General features: G+C 53.8%; 15 protein-coding genes. 6 read left to right on the top strand and 9 right to left on the bottom strand.

Going from position 1 to position 17,403, the window contains the following annotated elements; all coding sequences use genetic code 11:
- Positions 1–3: 3 nt before the first annotated feature.
- Together tmaR and J1784_RS19840 are read right to left on the bottom strand one after the other, a co-directional pair.
- Positions 4–336: a PTS system regulator TmaR gene (gene tmaR / locus J1784_RS19845; RefSeq protein WP_120130871.1), complete on the bottom strand. Its 333-nt coding sequence runs from the start codon at positions 334–336 to the stop codon at positions 4–6.
- A 157-nt stretch (positions 337–493) separates the two neighbouring features.
- Complete coding sequence (locus tag J1784_RS19840; RefSeq protein ID WP_217150610.1) at positions 494–1,591, bottom strand: FUSC family protein; 1,098 nt, start codon at positions 1,589–1,591, stop codon at positions 494–496.
- Between the two features lie 225 nt (positions 1,592–1,816).
- Between J1784_RS19840 and sbcB the strand changes: the two genes are divergently transcribed.
- Positions 1,817–3,244 carry an exodeoxyribonuclease I gene (gene sbcB / locus J1784_RS19835; RefSeq protein ID WP_217150609.1) on the top strand — a complete coding sequence of 476 codons (1,428 nt, stop codon included), beginning with the start codon at positions 1,817–1,819 and terminating at the stop codon, positions 3,242–3,244.
- A 705-nt stretch (positions 3,245–3,949) separates the two neighbouring features.
- Here the strand turns inward: sbcB and J1784_RS19830 are convergent.
- Together J1784_RS19830 and J1784_RS19825 are read right to left on the bottom strand one after the other, a co-directional pair.
- Entirely contained in the window at positions 3,950–5,326 is a 1,377-nt protein-coding gene (locus J1784_RS19830) for an APC family permease (RefSeq protein WP_217150608.1), read from the bottom strand.
- 462 nt (positions 5,327–5,788) lie between these two features.
- Positions 5,789–7,207 (bottom strand): glutamine synthetase family protein, encoded by a 1,419-nt coding sequence (locus tag J1784_RS19825; protein ID WP_217150758.1) that lies wholly within the window; start codon positions 7,205–7,207, stop codon positions 5,789–5,791.
- A gap of 355 nt (positions 7,208–7,562) precedes the next feature.
- Here J1784_RS19825 and puuD point away from each other — a divergent pair, with 355 nt between their 5' ends.
- From puuD to J1784_RS19810, 3 genes are read left to right on the top strand one after another with little or no spacing between them, the layout of a single operon-like run.
- Positions 7,563–8,366 (top strand): gamma-glutamyl-gamma-aminobutyrate hydrolase, encoded by an 804-nt coding sequence (gene puuD / locus J1784_RS19820; protein ID WP_217150607.1) that lies wholly within the window; start codon positions 7,563–7,565, stop codon positions 8,364–8,366.
- 4 nt (positions 8,367–8,370) lie between these two features.
- Positions 8,371–8,928: an HTH-type transcriptional regulator PuuR gene (gene puuR / locus J1784_RS19815; RefSeq protein ID WP_112291936.1), complete on the top strand. Its 558-nt coding sequence runs from the start codon at positions 8,371–8,373 to the stop codon at positions 8,926–8,928.
- A 50-nt stretch (positions 8,929–8,978) separates the two neighbouring features.
- The gene (locus J1784_RS19810) at positions 8,979–10,292 is read left to right on the top strand and encodes an NAD(P)/FAD-dependent oxidoreductase (RefSeq protein ID WP_217150606.1); all 1,314 of its coding nucleotides are present in this window, start codon (positions 8,979–8,981) and stop codon (positions 10,290–10,292) included.
- Between the two features lie 55 nt (positions 10,293–10,347).
- Here the strand turns inward: J1784_RS19810 and J1784_RS19805 are convergent, their stop codons facing one another.
- Positions 10,348–10,542, bottom strand: a complete 195-nt coding sequence (locus J1784_RS19805) for a hypothetical protein (RefSeq protein WP_120130863.1) — start codon at positions 10,540–10,542, stop codon at positions 10,348–10,350.
- A gap of 194 nt (positions 10,543–10,736) precedes the next feature.
- Here J1784_RS19805 and J1784_RS19800 point away from each other — a divergent pair, with 194 nt between their 5' ends.
- On the top strand, positions 10,737–12,464 hold the full coding sequence (locus tag J1784_RS19800; RefSeq protein WP_217150605.1) for a potassium/proton antiporter: 1,728 nt from the start codon (positions 10,737–10,739) through the stop codon (positions 12,462–12,464).
- Between the two features lie 41 nt (positions 12,465–12,505).
- Here J1784_RS19800 and osmE read toward each other — a convergent pair whose 3' ends face one another.
- Entirely contained in the window at positions 12,506–12,838 is a 333-nt protein-coding gene (osmE, locus tag J1784_RS19795) for an osmotically-inducible lipoprotein OsmE (RefSeq protein WP_120506876.1), read from the bottom strand.
- Positions 12,839–13,081: 243 nt separating this feature from the next.
- On the opposite strand from osmE, the gene J1784_RS19790 reads away from it, so the two are divergent.
- A complete protein-coding gene (locus J1784_RS19790; protein WP_217150604.1) occupies positions 13,082–13,681 on the top strand; it encodes a cupin in 600 nt (199 codons plus the stop codon).
- Between the two features lie 6 nt (positions 13,682–13,687).
- Here J1784_RS19790 and J1784_RS19785 read toward each other — a convergent pair whose 3' ends face one another.
- From J1784_RS19785 to J1784_RS19775, 3 genes are all read right to left on the bottom strand, one after another.
- Entirely contained in the window at positions 13,688–14,164 is a 477-nt protein-coding gene (locus tag J1784_RS19785; protein WP_217150603.1) for a GNAT family N-acetyltransferase, read from the bottom strand.
- 384 nt (positions 14,165–14,548) lie between these two features.
- On the bottom strand, positions 14,549–15,619 hold the full coding sequence (locus J1784_RS19780) for an ABC transporter ATP-binding protein (protein ID WP_217150602.1): 1,071 nt from the start codon (positions 15,617–15,619) through the stop codon (positions 14,549–14,551).
- Complete coding sequence (locus J1784_RS19775) at positions 15,612–17,381, bottom strand: ABC transporter permease (RefSeq protein WP_217150601.1); 1,770 nt, start codon at positions 17,379–17,381, stop codon at positions 15,612–15,614. The genes J1784_RS19780 and J1784_RS19775 overlap by 8 nt, the downstream gene beginning before the upstream one ends.
- Positions 17,382–17,403: the final 22 nt, after the last annotated feature.

Genomic DNA, 17,403 nt, shown 5'->3' with positions numbered 1-17,403 from the left:
AAATTACTTGGTTTCGTTGGCTTTGATTTCGCCCATCGCTTTCAGCTTCTTGGACATTTCACGACGTTCTTTCGACAGGTCTGCATTGCGGATGATGTAATCATCAACACGATCTTCATAGTCGCCGCGCATGCTGGCAATGATCGCCTGAATTTCGTCGATGCTCATACCCTGCTTGATGTAATCGCTCAGGTTGTCGAGCAACAGAACACGTTTCTGGTTGTCACGGATTTTCTTTTCGTTGTCAGCAATTTCACGTTGTAATTTGTTTTTACGACGGAAAATGCGCACAAACTCCAGAACGTCCTGGAAACTCGGCTTATTGATATTGTCCATTTTAACACCTTCGATTAAGTTACACAGATTCAGTGACTGACTTGTCGCATCCCGTTTTGCCACCTGAAAGAGTAGCGTAGCAAAGAATGGTTTGCGCACTCAGATAATCGTCCAATGGCTTTATCTTACCCGTTTTAGGCCACAGACAAAAATCCCTTCATGCTTTCGTTGTTTTACCGCTGCTTATTTGAGCGTCTTCTTTCTGCATCGTCATGGTGATGAGGTCGCCCATAGACTTCAGTTGTTCCGCCACCTGCGCGCTCAGCCAGACATAACCATAGACCTGCGCTTCCAGATGATTTGCCGCATTCATTTCTACCATAAGCGCTTTCAGTTCGTCCGCAGACTCATTGAGCTGATGATTGATGGTCAGTTCATCACCCTTCGTGCCGTTCATCAGCATAAGACTGAGTTTTTCAAGCGTGCTGAGCATCAGCAACTGCGCACTGCGCAGCGTGCGGGCATTGAGCATCAGAAAATGGCTTTCACGCGAACTCCAGTAAGCATCGGCCAGCAGTTCCAGCGTACACAACAGGTTGCGGCTCAGCGTCTGGATAGCGTCAAACACTTCGCGTGGTATATGTGATTCTTTACTGGCGGGCGCGAACAAAGAACGCATCTTGATCATCTGGCTCATAGACGTTTTCATTTTGCCGTGCAGATGCGGACGTTCGAGCATATTCGGCGACAGCCACGCGCTGTAGAGTTTGTTCAGCGACATCAGGTAATCGGCCATCTGCATGCGCCAGTGAACAAACGCGCGCTGCGGATAAATACTGGCAAAAAACAGCGCCAGCAGGGATCCGAAAATCACATCGCCCGACCGCCAGAGTGCCATTTTCATATCCCCCGGCCCCGCCCCGCAGACGACTGCCAGCGTAATACCAATCAGCAACGCCATATACGGACGTTTACCGAGCGTCAGATAGCCGCAGACAAACATCACTATGCCGCACCAGACCAGCATTACCGGAAACGAATACAGCTCAAGCCATAGGGCAATCAGCCCGGAAGCTGCGCCCAGAACGGTGCCCGTAATGCGCTCAAGCACCCGCTGGACGACATTTCCCCAAAACGAAATCGGCCCCATCACCACCACCAGAGTGATCAGCGGCCAGGTACCTTCGGGGATTTCAGTCAGCCGGACAATCAGAAATGTCAAAATGAACGCCACCGCAATACGCAGGGCGTGAGTGATGCGGTAATTACGGTAAATGACGTTATCCAGCTGAGAAATTTTCTTATCGAGACGCACGTTGGGCCTGCCGTAAGGCTTGAATTCAGATTAGGCGGTAGTTTAGCCGAGTTGTCACAGGCATTCACCCCGGTTATGTCAGGGTTTTGGCTGTTTGATGCCGGATAAGGTGTCGTTTTTAGCGATGGATTCCACCTCAGTGCATTTTGTCATGACATCATTGTGGCGGATGGTATCCTATCTGGAGTTCGTCCCCATTCCCGCAGTGATAAGGTTATTTTCGTAATGTCAGACAAGCCGCAAAAAACTTTTTATTTCCATGATTACGAGACCTTCGGTAAGAATCCGGCGCTGGACAGGCCGGCGCAGTTTGCCGGAGTAAGAACCGACGAAGATTTCAATATCATTGAAGAACCTCTGGTAATTTATTGCCGCCCTTCTGACGATTATCTGCCAGAACCTGAAGCGGTGATGATCACCGGCATTACGCCACAAATCGCGCTGGAACGTGGCGTGATCGAAGCCGAGTTTACAGCGCAGATCCATAAAGCGTTCAGCGTGCCGGGCACCTGCATTGTCGGGTATAACAATATCCGTTTCGACGATGAAGTCAGCCGTAATATCCTTTATCGCAACTTTTATGACCCTTATGCCTACAGCTGGCAGAACGGCAATTCCCGCTGGGATTTGCTCGATGTGATGCGTGCCTGTTATGCGCTGCGCCCTGAAGGCATCAACTGGCCGGAAAATGATGACGGTTTCCCGAGTTTCCGTCTGGAACATCTGACCAAAGCTAACGGCATTGAACATGAAAATGCGCACGACGCGATGGCTGACGTCTACGCCACCATCGCGATGGCGAAGCTGGTGAAACAGGCACAGCCGCGTCTGTTCGGTTTCCTGCTGGAACACCGCAGCAAGCATAAGCTGAATACGCTGATCGACATCCCTGCCATGGCACCGCTGGTGCATGTCTCCGGTATGTTTGGTGCTGCGCGCGGCAACACCGCCTGGGTCGCGCCGCTGGCGTGGCATCCTGAAAACAAGAACGCCGTGATCATGTGCGACCTTGCCGGTGATATGTCGACGCTGTTAGATCTTAATCCTGATGAAATGCGTGAACGTCTTTACAGCCGCCGCGACGCGTTACAGGCAGGTCAGTCTCCGCTGCCGATCAAACTGGTGCATATCAATAAATGTCCGGTGCTGGCTCCGGCCAAAACGCTGTTGCCGGAAAACGCCGAACGTCTGGGCATTGATCGTCAGCGCTGTCTTGAGAATTTGCAGCTACTGCGCCAGAACCCGCAGGTGCGCGAGAAAGTGGTCACGATGTTTGCTGAGGCCGAGCCCTTTACGGCATCTGATGACGTGGATGGCCGCCTTTACGATGGCTTCTTCAGCGATGCCGATCGCGCCGCAATGCGCATCATTCTGGAAACCCGCCCGGAGAACCTTCCTGCGCTGGATCTGACCTTTAACGATTCGCGCATCGAGCCGCTGTTGTTCCGTTTCCGTGCGCGCAACTACCCTGCCACGCTGACTGACGCCGAGCAAAAACGCTGGATGGCACATCGTCAGGACAAACTGACGGACGAACGTGTGCAGGCGTATATTTTAGAGCTTGAGTCGCTCTATAACTTGCATGAGGGGGATGTTGAGAAGATGGCGCTTCTCAAGGCGCTGTTTGAATACGGGAAGAAACTGCTCGGGTGATTTTGGGGATTCCCCAAAGGCCCCTTTTTGAATAGTGCAAATTTCGGTTTTTCAAAAGCAGTGAGTTACCGTCGTTAAAAACTGACCGAGTAAATTTCGGTTTCTCACGTGCAATGATCATTTAACTCGTTGCGCCGAAACCGCCCAAAGGAGGGAAGTGCTTCCCCTCCTTTGGATACCTCCGCGCTTTTTTACTGCGCGCTATCGCAAGCACGACGGACAAGTTCTGTCACTTAAGCGAGTGGCGCAAAATGTCATCGCTGCGCGATTCCCGAATTTCAGGTTTCGAGCCATATGTCTCGAACCGTTCATTCGGTGCCATTTTTGAGCACGCCAATCCACTTTTCTAAAAGATAAACATCAGTTTGCTGTTGAATTTAAGATCGTGCGGGCGATTCAAAAATCTTGCTGAACGGAGCGGCTTCGAGACCTATGGCTCGAAGACCGAGAGAAGGTACCGCACAGCGGCAAGATTTCCAGCCTGTCGCAATAGCACCTGAAACATTGTAAAAAGCGAAGCGCGTAGTGAAAAAAGCGAGGAGAGTCGAGAGAGGAAAAGCACTTTCCTCTCTCGTCGGTTTCGGCGCAAAAGGCCATTTGACAACCTTTATTGAAAAACCGAAATTTTCATAAATCCGACTTTCGAGGCCGCCATTGCAGCGGCCATCTGCAAAAAAGTTTCCTGCCCTTTCTAAAGGGCAAACATCAAGCTTCCGGCGCTATCTCACCACTCATCTGCGGCGGCTGCTTCCTGAACGCATTGGTGATAAACGCCAGATACCCGAGACCAATCGCGCCCCAGACTAAGCCCAGCGTCATCGAGCTCGCTTCCAGATTCAGCCACAGCGCACCAACAGTCAGCGCACCAATCACCGGCAGGACCAGATAGTTGATGTGATCTTTCAACGTGCGGTTACGTTTTTCACGGATGTAGAACTGTGAAATTACCGACAGGTTCACAAAGGTGAACGCCACCAGCGCACCAAAGTTAATCAGCGCGGTTGCCGTCACCAGATCAAACGTCACCGCTGACATCGCCACTACGCCCACCAGCAAGACGTTGAACGTCGGGGTACGCCATTTCGGATGCACATAACCGAACAGTTTTTCCGGGAATACGCCGTCACGGCCCATCACGTACAGCAGACGGGAAACACCCGCGTGCGCTGCCATACCGGATGCCAGAACGGTCACACAACTGAAGCACAGGATGACAGACTGGAAGAACTTACCTGCCACGTACAGCATGATTTCAGGCTGTGACGCATCGGGATCTTTAAAGCGCGAAATGTCCGGGAAGTACAGTTGCAGGAAGTAAGACACCACAACAAAGATCACGCCGCCAATCAACGCGGTCAGGAAAATCGCTTTCGGAATAACTTTGCCTGCATTCGGGGTTTCTTCAGACAGTGAGCTGATGCCGTCGAAGCCCAGGAACGAGAAGCAAAGTATGGTTGCGCCGGTGATCATCGGCACCACGTGCGCATTCTCACTGAAGAATGGTTTAGTGGTTGCCAGCGTGCCCATGCCCTCGCCCATGTAAACGCCACGGACTAACAGACCCAGGAAGACCACCATGATCGCGACCTGTACCACAACAATAATGCTGTTGAGGTTAGCGACGACCTTAATGCCACGCAGGTTGAACGCGGTCATCATACCAACCAGCGCCACCACGAATATCCACGACGGTATGCCAGGGAAGATGGCTTCCAGATAGATTTTCGCCAGCAGAATGTTGATCATCGGCATGAACAGGTAGTCCAGCAGCGATGACCAGCCGACCATAAAGCCGACGTGCGGGCTGATGGCTTTTTGCGCGTAAGTATAAGCAGAACCGGCAGACGGGAAACGCTGCACCAGTTTGCCGTAGCTCACGGCAGTAAACAGTACGGCGATCAGCGCGAAGATATACGCGGTGGCGACGTGACCATCGGTCAGGCCGGAAACGATGCCGAACGTATCGAAAATGGTCATCGGTTGCAGATAGGCAAGCCCCATCATGACGACCTGTACCAGTGTCAGAGTTTTACGCAGTTGTACGCGCTGAGTGGCCGGAGCGGCAGATGTATTAGCAGACATGGCTCAGCCCTCCCTGGATTGCAGACACCGGGCGCTTAAACGCCTCTGAAAGCAACGAACAGGGAAAACTTCGTGAGTTATTACCAGTAAACGGGGGATAGATCTTCACGTCGCTGATTGCGAAGGTGAAGGCTGTGCGAATTTGGCCGCAGCTGAAAGAAGCACCGGCGGGCACCGGTACAGGTTTGAAGTATTGCCCCATGTTACATTTCCTCATAGTGGCGACCGTTTTTAATTTGGGATCGCACACGAACCTTGTTATCTATCCGGATCTGGGTCCGGCCTCTGTTGAATTAGTTTGGGTACTGCATATACAAAAAAAATAACCGGCGCCTTTAAGCGTCGGTTATCTGCAGTGCGGCGTATTTTGCACAAATCACGCATGAATGACAACATTCAGAGGCGTCGAGTTACGAATTCTTTTCCAGTTTTAAACATCCGTGCATGTGCATTAACCATTTACTACGCGTTTTTCAGCATCCAGTCTATTTCCGTCTCCGTTACACGCCGTTCAAACTGCAACAATTCGTCAGATTTACAGGTGTGATAGACCTGGGAAAAACGTTCACCAAGGATTTTTTTCAGCGCGGGCTGCTCATCAAAATCATACAGCGCATCGCTCTGGCGGATAGGCAGCGGAATACCTTCCTGTTCCAGACCGTTACCGGTGACGGGTTCCGGTAATGGCAGCTCGTTATCCAGACCATACAACATGCCCGCCAGCACGGTAGCGACCACTAAATACGGGTTGGCATCAGCTCCGGCCACGCGGTATTCCACTCGGTGATCGGCGGTTGTGCCACACGGAACACGCAGCGCAACGGTGCGGTTATTGTGGCCCCACGACGCCTGCGTCGGCACATACATGCCTGGCTGGAAGCGGCGGAAGGCATTGATGTTCGGCGCTAACACCGCCATCGAGGCAGGCATTAAAGCAATCATTCCGGCGAGAGAGCGTTTCATCAGCTCAGAATCTTCGCCACCGGCACCGGCAAACAGGTTTTTGCCGTTATCGTCGAGCACGCTCAGATGGATGTGCATCCCGCTGCCCGCGTATTCATCGTACGGTTTCGCCATAAACGTGGCGTCCATATCGTGATTTTCTGCCACCAGACGCACCAGACGTTTTAGCATCAGCGCGTAATCGCAGGCACGCAGAATGTTTTCACTGTGATGCAGATTGATTTCGAACTGTCCCGGCGAAGACTCAGCCACCGCGCCGTCCGCAGGTAATCCCTGAATGTGCGCCAGACGGTCAATGTCACTCAGCACATCGGCAAAGTGATCGAGATTATCGACGGAGTAAACCTGGGTATGCATGCTGCGTTCCTGCGTGCCAGGCGTACACGGCGGCTGAATATAGCCTTGTGCATCGCGCTGCCTGTCGAGCAGATAGAACTCCAGCTCTACCGCTACCACCGGGAACAAACCCCGCTGGCGCAATGTTTGCCAGATATGATTCAGCACATTGCGTGGTTCAACGTTAAAGGGAGTGCCATCTTCGTCAAGCATGGTCAGAAGCAGCTGACCGATATGTTCAGGGTCGGAAGCTGACGGCGTTAAAGTACCGGGAACCGGAATACAGATGCGATCGGGTTCGCCCAGTTCCTGGCCTAACCCGGCTTCTTCCACGACATTACCGAGAATGTCCATAGCGAATACCGATGCTGGGAAATAACAGCCTTTTTCGAGTTTACGGAGTGCTGAGACGGGAATGCGTTTGCCGCGGAAGGAGCCATTGAGATCGGTGAGCAGGACGTCGACGTGAAGGGTTTGCGGGTGACGCTCCAGGTACTGAGTAACTTCATCCTGGAACGCGCTACTTCGCTCTTCAGCGTGCTTAGCGAGGGGTTCGCTAATCTCTTTTTTGATTTCATTCATCAGTTCAGTCGCTTGCATAGGGTTTCCGCCATTTGCTGGTTTCCGGCATGTCAGGCACCACCATGATGCCAGCCGGTTATCTTTACCGGGTCATTACTCTGTTCAATGCAGTGCTCTCATGGTCTCAGGATCCTCTCACTCTTGTTCAAAGCTCTTTTATGCTCAAAATAACAGCCATATGATTAACCCTAGCCTTAACATTAATTATTTGCAACACCTACATATGCGCAACATATCCGTTTGAAAAGCGACCTGAGCGCTGCTAAATTGGTCAATGTAAGGTCAATATTCTGAGCAGTAACGTGCGGGGAGGTGCGTGCTGTCAGCAAATTCATCTACTCAACGAGGCGGTATTATGGGCAATATATTTTCCACGGCACCTGCGGGAAAAGAGACGCGCTACAGACCTGTCATCGGGGTAGTCATGTGTGAGAACACAGTCGATGAAAATCCTGCCCTGACGGTCCACGAAAAGTATCTGGACGCCATCTTTAACGCCGATGCCCTTCCCGTCTGTCTGCCACATGAACTGGCAGCACGCGAAGGCGCAATAGACCAGATTCTGCGCGGTCTGGACGGCGTCTTCCTCACCGGCAGCCCCAGCAATATTGAGCCCCATCAATACGGTGAAGAAGGCGTCGAGGAGCTGGCCGATCCCGGCCGCGACCGCCTGAGTTTGCAGTTAATCCGCGCAACGCTGGATAAGAAGATCCCACTGTTCGCTGCCTGTCGCGGATTGCAGGAACTGGTGGTTGCCACCGGCGGCAGTTTGCACCGTAAAGTGCAGGACGTGCCGGGATATATGGATCACCGCGAAGACACCACTTTGCCGCACGACGAGCAATACGCGCTGGTGCATCCGGTGCATATCGAACCCGGTGGCTTACTTTCAGAATTGTTACCCGATTATCAGCAGTTTCAGGTGAACTCCCTTCATGGTCAGGGGGCCAACCGTCTGGGCGAAGTACTGACCGTGGAAGCACGCGCACCGGACAATCTGGTGGAAGCCGTGAGTGTCCGCAATCATCCGTTTGCCCTTGGTGTGCAGTGGCATCCGGAATGGCACAGTCTGACGGATCCCGTATCCCGCCAGCTGTTTGACGCTTTTATCGCTGCCTGTCGCAAAGGCCATCTGGCCCGGAGCGCACGAGAGGAATAAAAGGATGAGCGAAGTCAGTCTGGCGCCAGGTCGCCGGCTTTCTGAAATTCGCCAGCAACTCGGTATGTCGCAACGCAAAGCCGCCGAGTTGTCTGGCCTGACACACAGCGCCATCAGTACCATCGAACAGGACAAAGTCAGCCCCGCCGTGAGTACATTGCAGAAGTTATTGCGGGTTTACGGGCTGTCACTTTCAGAGTTTTTCGCCGAGGAACATAAAAGCAACGAGCCGCGCATCGTGATTAATGCGGCAGATTTAATCGAAATCGGCAGCCGTGGCGTGTCCATGCGCATGGTCCACAACGGCACGCCGAACCACACCGTCGCCATGTTGCTGGAAACCTACCAGCCCGGCAGCACCACGGGCGACAAAATAAAACATCAGGGTGAGGAAGTCGGCACCCTGTTAGAAGGAGAAATCATCTTAACCGTCAACGGTCAGAGTTACCCGCTGCGTGCGGGGCAAAGTTATGCCATTAACACCGCGAACCCTCACAGTTTCAGTAATATTTCGACGCGGATTTGCAGGATTGTTAGCGCACATACCCCTAATACCTTCTAGTTGTCATCGATTCTGGGCGAGGCAACGGAACCCTAAAGAAGGATGTCACCATGAGTGCTCATACAGGAAGTCCCCGCGCTGCCGGTGTGCCGCACACCGACAGCTATTATGCCAGTTCCGTCAACGAGCACGCGCCGTGGCCGGAACTGACTGACAATATTGAGTGCGATGTCTGTATTGTCGGTGCCGGTTATACCGGCATTTCTTCTGCTTTATATCTGTGCGAAGCCGGGTACGACGTGGTGGTGCTTGAAGCCGCCCGCGTCGGCTGGGGCGCCAGCGGGCGAAACGGCGGACAGGTCGTTAATTCCTACAGCCGCGATATTGATGTCATTGAAGAACGCTACGGACGTCAGACCGCCGACATGCTCGGCAGCATGATGTTTGAAGGCGCCAGCATTATCCGTCAGCGCATCGACCAGTACGCCATTGACTGCGACTATCGCCCCGGCTGCATTTTTGCCGCCCTCAGTGCGCGCCAGCTGGCGAAGCTGCGCGACCAGCAAAAGCTGTGGAACCGTTACGGCCATACCGAACTGCGTCTGCTGGATGAAACGGCGGTACGACGTGAAATCGCCACAGACCGTTACGTTGGCGGGCTGCTGGATAAAAACGGCGGTCACCTTCACCCGCTCAATCTGGTGCTGGGTGAAGCAGAAGCGGTGCGCCGTCACGGCGGACGTATTTTCGAAGGCTCTGCGGTCACGCGCATCGACCACGGCGAACCGGTGTTAGTCCATACCGCCAAAGGTCAGGTAAAAGCGAAATATGTGATTCTGGCAGGTAATGCCTATCTGAGTCAGCAGCTTGCGCCGCGCCTGACGCGCCTCAGCATGCCGTGCGGCTCGCAGATTGTCGCTACGGAGCCGCTGTCGGACGACATGGCGCTATCGCTGCTGCCGAACAATTACTGCGTGGAAGACTGCAACTATCTGCTCGATTATTTCCGCCTGACCGCAGATAACCGGATGCTGTACGGCGGCGGCGTGACGTATGGCGGCAAAAATCCTCCGAATATCGATTCAGTGATCTTGCCCAAACTCAACCGCACCTTCCCGCAGCTGAAAGGCGTGAAAATCGATTACCGCTGGGGCGGCAATTTCCTGCTGACGTTATCGCGCCTGCCGCAATTCGGGCGGCTGGAAAATAACATCTATTACATGCAGGGCGACAGCGGGCATGGCGTGACGCTGACGCATCTGGCTGGAAAACTCATCACCGAAATGTTGCGCGGCGACGCTGAACGTTTTGATGCGTTCGCCCGCCTGCCTCATATGCCGTTCTTCGGTGGCCGCAATTTCCAGGTGCCATTTACCATGCTGGGCGCGGCGTACTATTCCCTGCGCGATCGTTTAGGCGTGTAAACTCTGATCCCCGCAGAATTTCTGCGGGGATTTTACACTGGCAAAAAACAGTCCGTCAGCCTTTGCCCGCGACCGGGAATTCGCTGTCAGTGCCCACTTCGGGCAACTCATTCAGATCTGGCTCGATCCCTTGCGAAATATAATCTTTTGCTGCAATCGACTGCTCATTGCCCGCCGCATCGCGGATCAGCACATGTTTGATCGCCCCGTCTTTCATCACCTCGCGGTGTACACCGGTAAATTCACTCATTGTGGTTTCCTTTTATATGAACTGCGCATAGACATCGCTCACCTCTAAGCATAGTTTTTTATTCTTAAGTGCAACTAATAAAAATCCTAAATGAGCCCAGCAACGCGCTCATTTTCCTGATAAATTAGAGGGATTGTCACTGATGACGAAACTGCACGCCCCCGCACCACTCATGCCTTACAAGGAGAACGCTCTTGGACGCCAGCACGATTAATACACTTTTCTTTATTGGCGCCCTGTTAGTCGCAGCGAGCATTTTGCTCAGTTCGTTCTCTTCTAAGCTTGGCATCCCTATTTTGGTCATTTTCCTCGCCATCGGCATGCTGGCGGGCGTTGACGGAATTGGCGGTATTGCCTTCGATAATTACCCTGCGGCATATCTGGTCAGTAATCTGGCGCTGGCCGTCATATTGCTCGACGGCGGGATGCGCACCCGCGCCTCTTCTTTTCGCGTGGCCTTGTGGCCCGCGCTGTCGCTGGCGACCGTCGGCGTACTGATTACTGCCGGTCTGACCGGTCTGGCGGCCGCGTGGCTGTTCAACATCAACCTGATGCAGGGCTTGCTGATTGGCGCGATTATTGGCTCGACCGATGCAGCAGCCGTATTCTCACTGATTGGCGGAAAAGGCCTGAACGAACGAGTCAGCGCCACGCTGGAAATTGAATCGGGCAGTAATGACCCGATGGCGGTATTTCTGACCATCACCCTGATCGACATGATTTCTAAAGGTCAGCACGGCCTGAGCCTGATGTTTGTGGTTGATGTGGTGCGACAGTTTGGTCTTGGCATTGTGTTCGGTGTCGGCGGCGGCTGGCTGCTGCACAAGCTGATTAACAAGATTACGCTGGCGGCCGGTCTGTATCCGCTGCTGGCGTTCAGCGGCGGTTTACTGGTTTACGCAGCCACTATGGCGCTGGAAGGCAGCGGCATTCTGGCGGTATATCTGTGCGGTCTGATGCTCGGCAATATGCCAATCCGCAACCGTCACGGGATTTTGCAAACCTTCGACGGACTGGCGTGGCTCAGTCAGATTGGTATGTTCCTGGTGCTCGGTCTGCTGCTGACGCCAAGCGATCTGCTGCCGATTGCCATTGCGGCGCTGGCGCTGTCGTTGTGGATGATTCTGCTGGCGCGTCCGCTTTCAGTGTTCGTCAGCCTGATCCCGTTCAAAAACTTTACCCTGCGGGAACGCTTCTTTATCTCGTGGGTCGGCCTGCGCGGTGCGGTGCCGATCATTCTGGCGGTATTTCCGATGATGGCCGGGCTGCCTAACGCCACGCTGTATTTCAACGTCGCGTTCTTTATCGTGCTGGTTTCTCTGCTGTTGCAGGGCACGTCTCTTGGCTTTGCGGCGAAGAAAGCCAAAGTGCTGGTACCGCCACAGCCGACGCCGATTTCACGCGTCGGACTGGATATTGATGTATACAACGACTGGGAACAGTTTATCTATCAGCTGGGTTCGGATAAATGGTGCGTCGGTGCGGCGCTGCGTGACCTGCAAATGCCTCAGGCAACGCGCATTGCGGCCTTGTTCCGTGGCAAAGAGATGCTTCATCCGACCGGCAGTACCCGACTGAAAGAAGGCGATATTCTGTGCGTGATCGGGCAGGAAAAAGATTTGCCGGAGCTCGGCAAACTGTTCAGCGACAGCAATAAAGTGGTGCTGGACGACCGCTTCTTCGGTGACTTTATTTTGCAGGCAGATGCGCCGCTGGATGCTATTTCACAGTTGTATGGTCTGAATCTGGAAGAGACGGTGGATCAGTCGCAAACGCTGGGACATTTTGTGATCAGGCTGCTCGGTGGCGAACCGGTTATCGGTGACCATATCGAATGGGACGGGCTGACGTGGACGATTGCGGAAATGGACGGGAATCAGGTGAGTAAAGTCGGCGTGAGGATTGTGACGCAGAAGGCTTAATGTTTAACGCCTTCCCCTCTCACGAGGGGAAGGCGTTTAGATTACTGACCAGCCTGCGGGTCTTTATCGTAGTCTGAACAGGTCTGATAACCTTTGTTCATGACATGACCGGTGTCGTTATAGCTAACGAAGTAGGTCTGAGCTTTGCCATCACGCGGAGCAACCGCATAAGTCTGGCAAGTCCCTTTAGCATGGATAAGCGTGGCTTCAGTCGATGGCGGCCCTGCAATCGCACGAACCTGAGATTTGGTCATACCGACCTTAACATCGCTGACGACCGGCTCTTTAACGTAACTCGCCGCACGATCGTAAGTCTGACACCCTGCCAGTACAGAAACTGCTGTAGCAACCACAAGTAACATTTTCTTGTTCATAAACTTCTCCTCCTGAGTACTTTTTGTATTGTTAAGCATAGAGGACATAAAGGATTTCGCCAGCCAATATGACTTTTATATGTTGATTGCTACAGATTTTAAGTTTTTTCTGATAACCGCCGACCAGTCCTGCTCAGGCCTTTCTGAAATCTTTTTATGTTTCCAAAAAGAGGATTTTCAGGTTTTTTTGTTCTATACATGAAAGAGGTAAGCCATTGATTGCGCGATAAGGAGCCATGCCTGATGCTTTTGGATCGACGCCGGTTTGTTACTTTGCTGGGCGTGCTCGCCCTGATGCCGATGCCCCGTATGGCCTTCGCGACTCCCAGAGAGGTTGCTATGGATACTTTACTGATTGATAAACCCGACGGCGGTGTGCCGAATAACAAATTACCGGTGCTGATATATCACCGCGTCATTCCGCCTGATACCGCTGATAATGCTGAATACCTTGAACATCTTTTCCGCACCAACGGCTGGCCGCCTCAGTGGCGTTATCCGGTGTATACCTTTACGCATTTTCACTCCAACACGCCTGAAGTGCTGGGCGTTTATGCCGGTAGCGCCAAACTTCAACTGGGCGGTGAACACGGCAAAATTCTCGAGGTGAAAATCGGGGATGTCATCTTACTTCCGGCGGGGATCGGCCATAAACAGATTTCCGCCGATGAGGATTTCATGCTGGTCGGCGCGTATCCACCGCAGATGAAAGCTGATATCTGTCATGACGAGCTGCCGCAGCTGGCCGCACGCACTAAAGCCGTCAATGCGGTGCCGCTGCCCGCGACGGATCCGGTGACCGGACACACCGAAGGCAGCATGCTGGCGTGGCATAAAGAGTAAAACCGATCACAGCGGCAGCATCATCACCGTGACATGCTCCCCCACCAGTTCGCGTTGTTCGGCTTCCTGCCAGCCCAGACGGGCATACAATGCCTGCTGATCCGGCGTATACAGCCACAGTGCGTCAATGCCAGCGGCGCGGGCTTTTTCCACACAGGCACGCACCAGAGCGCTGCCGATGCCTTTTCCGCGCATATGCACACAGGTAAAGACTTCGCCCAGCCAATATTCCCGATCCGCACGATCGGCCAGTTCATAACGGATCACACTGGCGGTGCCCGCAATCTCTTGTTTATTCGCCAGCGCCACCAGGGTGAACTCATGGTGACCGGCGCTGATACGCGCCTGTAACCGCTGACTGATCCGCGCCGGTTCCGCCCAGTGTTCAAACGCCGACCATTCTTCATGAAGAAGTTGTGAAATCGCCGGGATATGCGCGGTTTGCCCTGCAAGGGAAACAATTTCAAGTCCGATACTGTCCATTCCAATGCCGCCATATCACTGATGTGTCTCATCAATTTGTCTGCCGACGATCATTCTGTCAAGCCTGAACGATTACGCCGCCGTCAGGGCGAAACGGGCGACTGCTTTTTCCAGCCTCTCTGCAGGATGTTGGTGAGCACCACAGTGGAGAAGATTTGTAAAGCTGAAAACAGGGTGATAACGCAAATTACCCCAAAAAGTATTCCCCGGGGACGTTGGACGAAAGCAGATCGAAACAATCTGTTGAATGGCATTTTACCAGTAAGTGAACGGATGGTTAAATTCATGATTATTCTGCATTATTTAAATAAGAAGCAGAATTTTACGCGCGGGAAATGACAGAAATATTTCAGGGAGCGGCGCGAAACCGCTCCCTGCGATCCGTTACTGCTTAGGAAAAATCCACACATGCTGCTCTGGTAACTTCAGATGACAATGCTGCGGATCGCGCACATCGGTGCCGTACGCGCGAATGACAAAATCATCGCCGGAAGTGCGGAACAGATATTCCCAGCGATCACCGAGATACATGCTGGTCAGCAACGGTAATTCCAGCTGATTCTCGCCTGGCCCGTCGGCCAGTACCACGCGCTCGACGCGGATCACCGCCGTGCCTTCCTGCCCGATCTGCACGCCTTCGCCCGCTTGTCCCCACAGCACCCAGCCACGGCCTTCGATGCGCGCTTTTCCGTCTCGCACTTCTGTGACTTTGCCGTGCAGACGGTTGTTGCTGCCCATAAATTCTGCGGTAAATAAGGTTTTCGGCGAGCCGTACATTTCCTGCGGCGTGCCCTGTTGCTCGATTTTACCGTTGTTGAGCAGCAGAATGCGGTCGGAAATCGCCATCGCTTCATTCTGGTCGTGCGTCACCATCAGCGCCGACAGCCCGAGTTTGATGATCAGCTCGCGCAGGAACACGCGGGCTTCTTCTCGCAGTTTGGCATCGAGATTCGACAGCGGCTCATCAAGCAGAATCACCGGCGGGTTATAAACCAGCGCACGTCCAATCGCCACACGCTGTTGCTGACCACCGGAAAGCTGATGGGGATGGCGTTTGCCCAGATGCCCCAGCCCCAGCTGATTCAGTACGTCCTGCACGCGCTGAGTGATTTCACCGGCGGAGACTTTGCGCAATTTCAGCGGATACGCCACGTTCTCGAAAACGGTTTTGTGCGGCCACAGGGCATAAGACTGAAACACCAGCCCGAGATTGCGCTCTTCAGCCGGAATTTCACTGCGCGGGGTGCCGTCGTAAACTTTGTTTTTGCCGATGACGATGGTGCCTTTAACCGGTTTTTCCAGCCCGGCGACCGCACGCAGTAAGGTGGTTTTCCCGCTGCCGGAAGGCCCGAGTAATGACACCACTTCGCCACGTTTCAGATCCATCGAAACGCCTTTTAACACCGGGTTGTCGCCGTAAGTTAAGTGCAGATTGTCGACCGATAATTCAATCATGTAATTTCACTCCAAAACGAAGGGCAATACTCAGACCTAACACCACCAGCAGGATGTTAATAAAGGAGAGCGCGGCCACGATATCAATGGCGCCCGCCGCCCACAGGGAAACCAGCATCGAGCCGATGGTTTCCGTGCCCGGCGAAAGAAGATACACACCGGTGGAATATTCGCGCTCGAAAATCAGGAACATCAGCAGCCATGAGCCAATCAGGCCGTAACGCGACAATGGGATGGTGACGTGACGGGTGATCTGCCCGCGGGTTGCGCCGGTACTGCGCGCCGCCTCTTCCAGCTCCGGCCCGACCTGTAACAGCGTCGAGGAAATCAGCCGCAGACCATACGCCATCCACACCACGGTGTACGCCAGCCAGACGCTGAAGATGGTACTGCGCAGCGAACGCAGCCAGACCACCAGGTTATCGCGCAGCCACTGCGACCACGGCATACCTGAAAGCCAGCCGGATTTGAGCGCGTTATCGAGCCACATCGGCAGGAACAGGAACACCCACAGGAACGCCAGACCGGCCAGCAGCCCCGGAACCGCGCGCGGCACCAGTACGCTGTAATCGAGGAAACGGGTGACGCCGTCCGGTTTACGGTGCATCGCGATGCCGATAAACAGATAACAGGCCACCGCCAGCGCGCCGCCGATCACACCAATCGCCATAGAGTTGACGATGGCGCGCAGCAGATTCGGCTGTTCCCAGATAGTGCGGAAAGTGTTGAGGGACAGCTCATCCCAGATGGACACGCCGACGCCCCAGTTAGAGATAAACGCACGCAGCATCACCCCAACCAGCGGTACGCCAATGGTTACTGTCAGCCAGAATGCCACCACAGCACCGGCCACCCAGCGCCATTTGCCGAGCGGCAAGGCACGCGCCTGCGAGGCTTTACCTTTCACCGTCACGAAACGGTTTGCGGTGCGCATCAGGCGGCGCTGCAACATCACCAGCGGAATAGTGATACAAATCAGTACTACGGCGACGGCGGCCATCAGGTGATATGACGGCGTCCCGAGTTTGTTGGTCAGCTGATACAGATAGGTCGCCAGCACCATGTTGCCTTCAGGGTCACCGAGCACCAGCATCAGGCCAAACACTTCCAGCCCGAGGAAGAACAGTAAAACGGTGGCGTAGAGAATCGACGGGCGCACCATCGGCAAACTGACGGCAGTCATCACCTGTAACGGCGAGGCTCCAGCCGTTCGCGCGGCTTCTTCAACATCCGACCCGACGCTGCGCAGCGCTGAGGAGATATAAAGATACGCATGCGGAACGTGCGTCAGACCGGCAATCACCACGATGCTCGACATGTCGTAGATATTCCACGGCACAAATCCGATGATGTCCTGCGCCCAGAGCGAGAAGAACCCGACCGGACCGGCGGCCACCACATATCCAAAACCTAATACCATCGGCGAGACGAAAATTGGCACCAGGATCAGCGGTTCAATCACGCGTCTGCCCGGTAGATCCGTGCGCACCATCAGGAACGCCAGAATACCGCCGAGCGGGATGGCGATTACCACCAGGCCGAACGCCAGAATAAAGCCGCTTTTCAGCGCCTTGTAGAAATCCGGATCGGTAAAGATGAATCCAAAGGATTCGAGGCTCCATTCTTTTGACGGGGAAAAGAACGGGGCGGAGAGGAAACTTTGTATCACGATGAACGACAATGGAATGTAGATAACCAGCGCCGTTATCAACACCACAATGCCGCGCGGCAGGCTTTGCCACTTTCTGCGCAATGCATTCATGTTACTTCCCTTCGGTTAGCAG

It is taken from the genome of Rahnella ecdela (assembly GCF_019049625.1).
Lineage (GTDB): Bacteria > Pseudomonadota > Gammaproteobacteria > Enterobacterales > Enterobacteriaceae > Rahnella > Rahnella ecdela.
The sequence above is the reverse complement of the archived record's forward strand: the minus strand, read 5'-3'. Positions and strand labels throughout refer to the sequence as shown.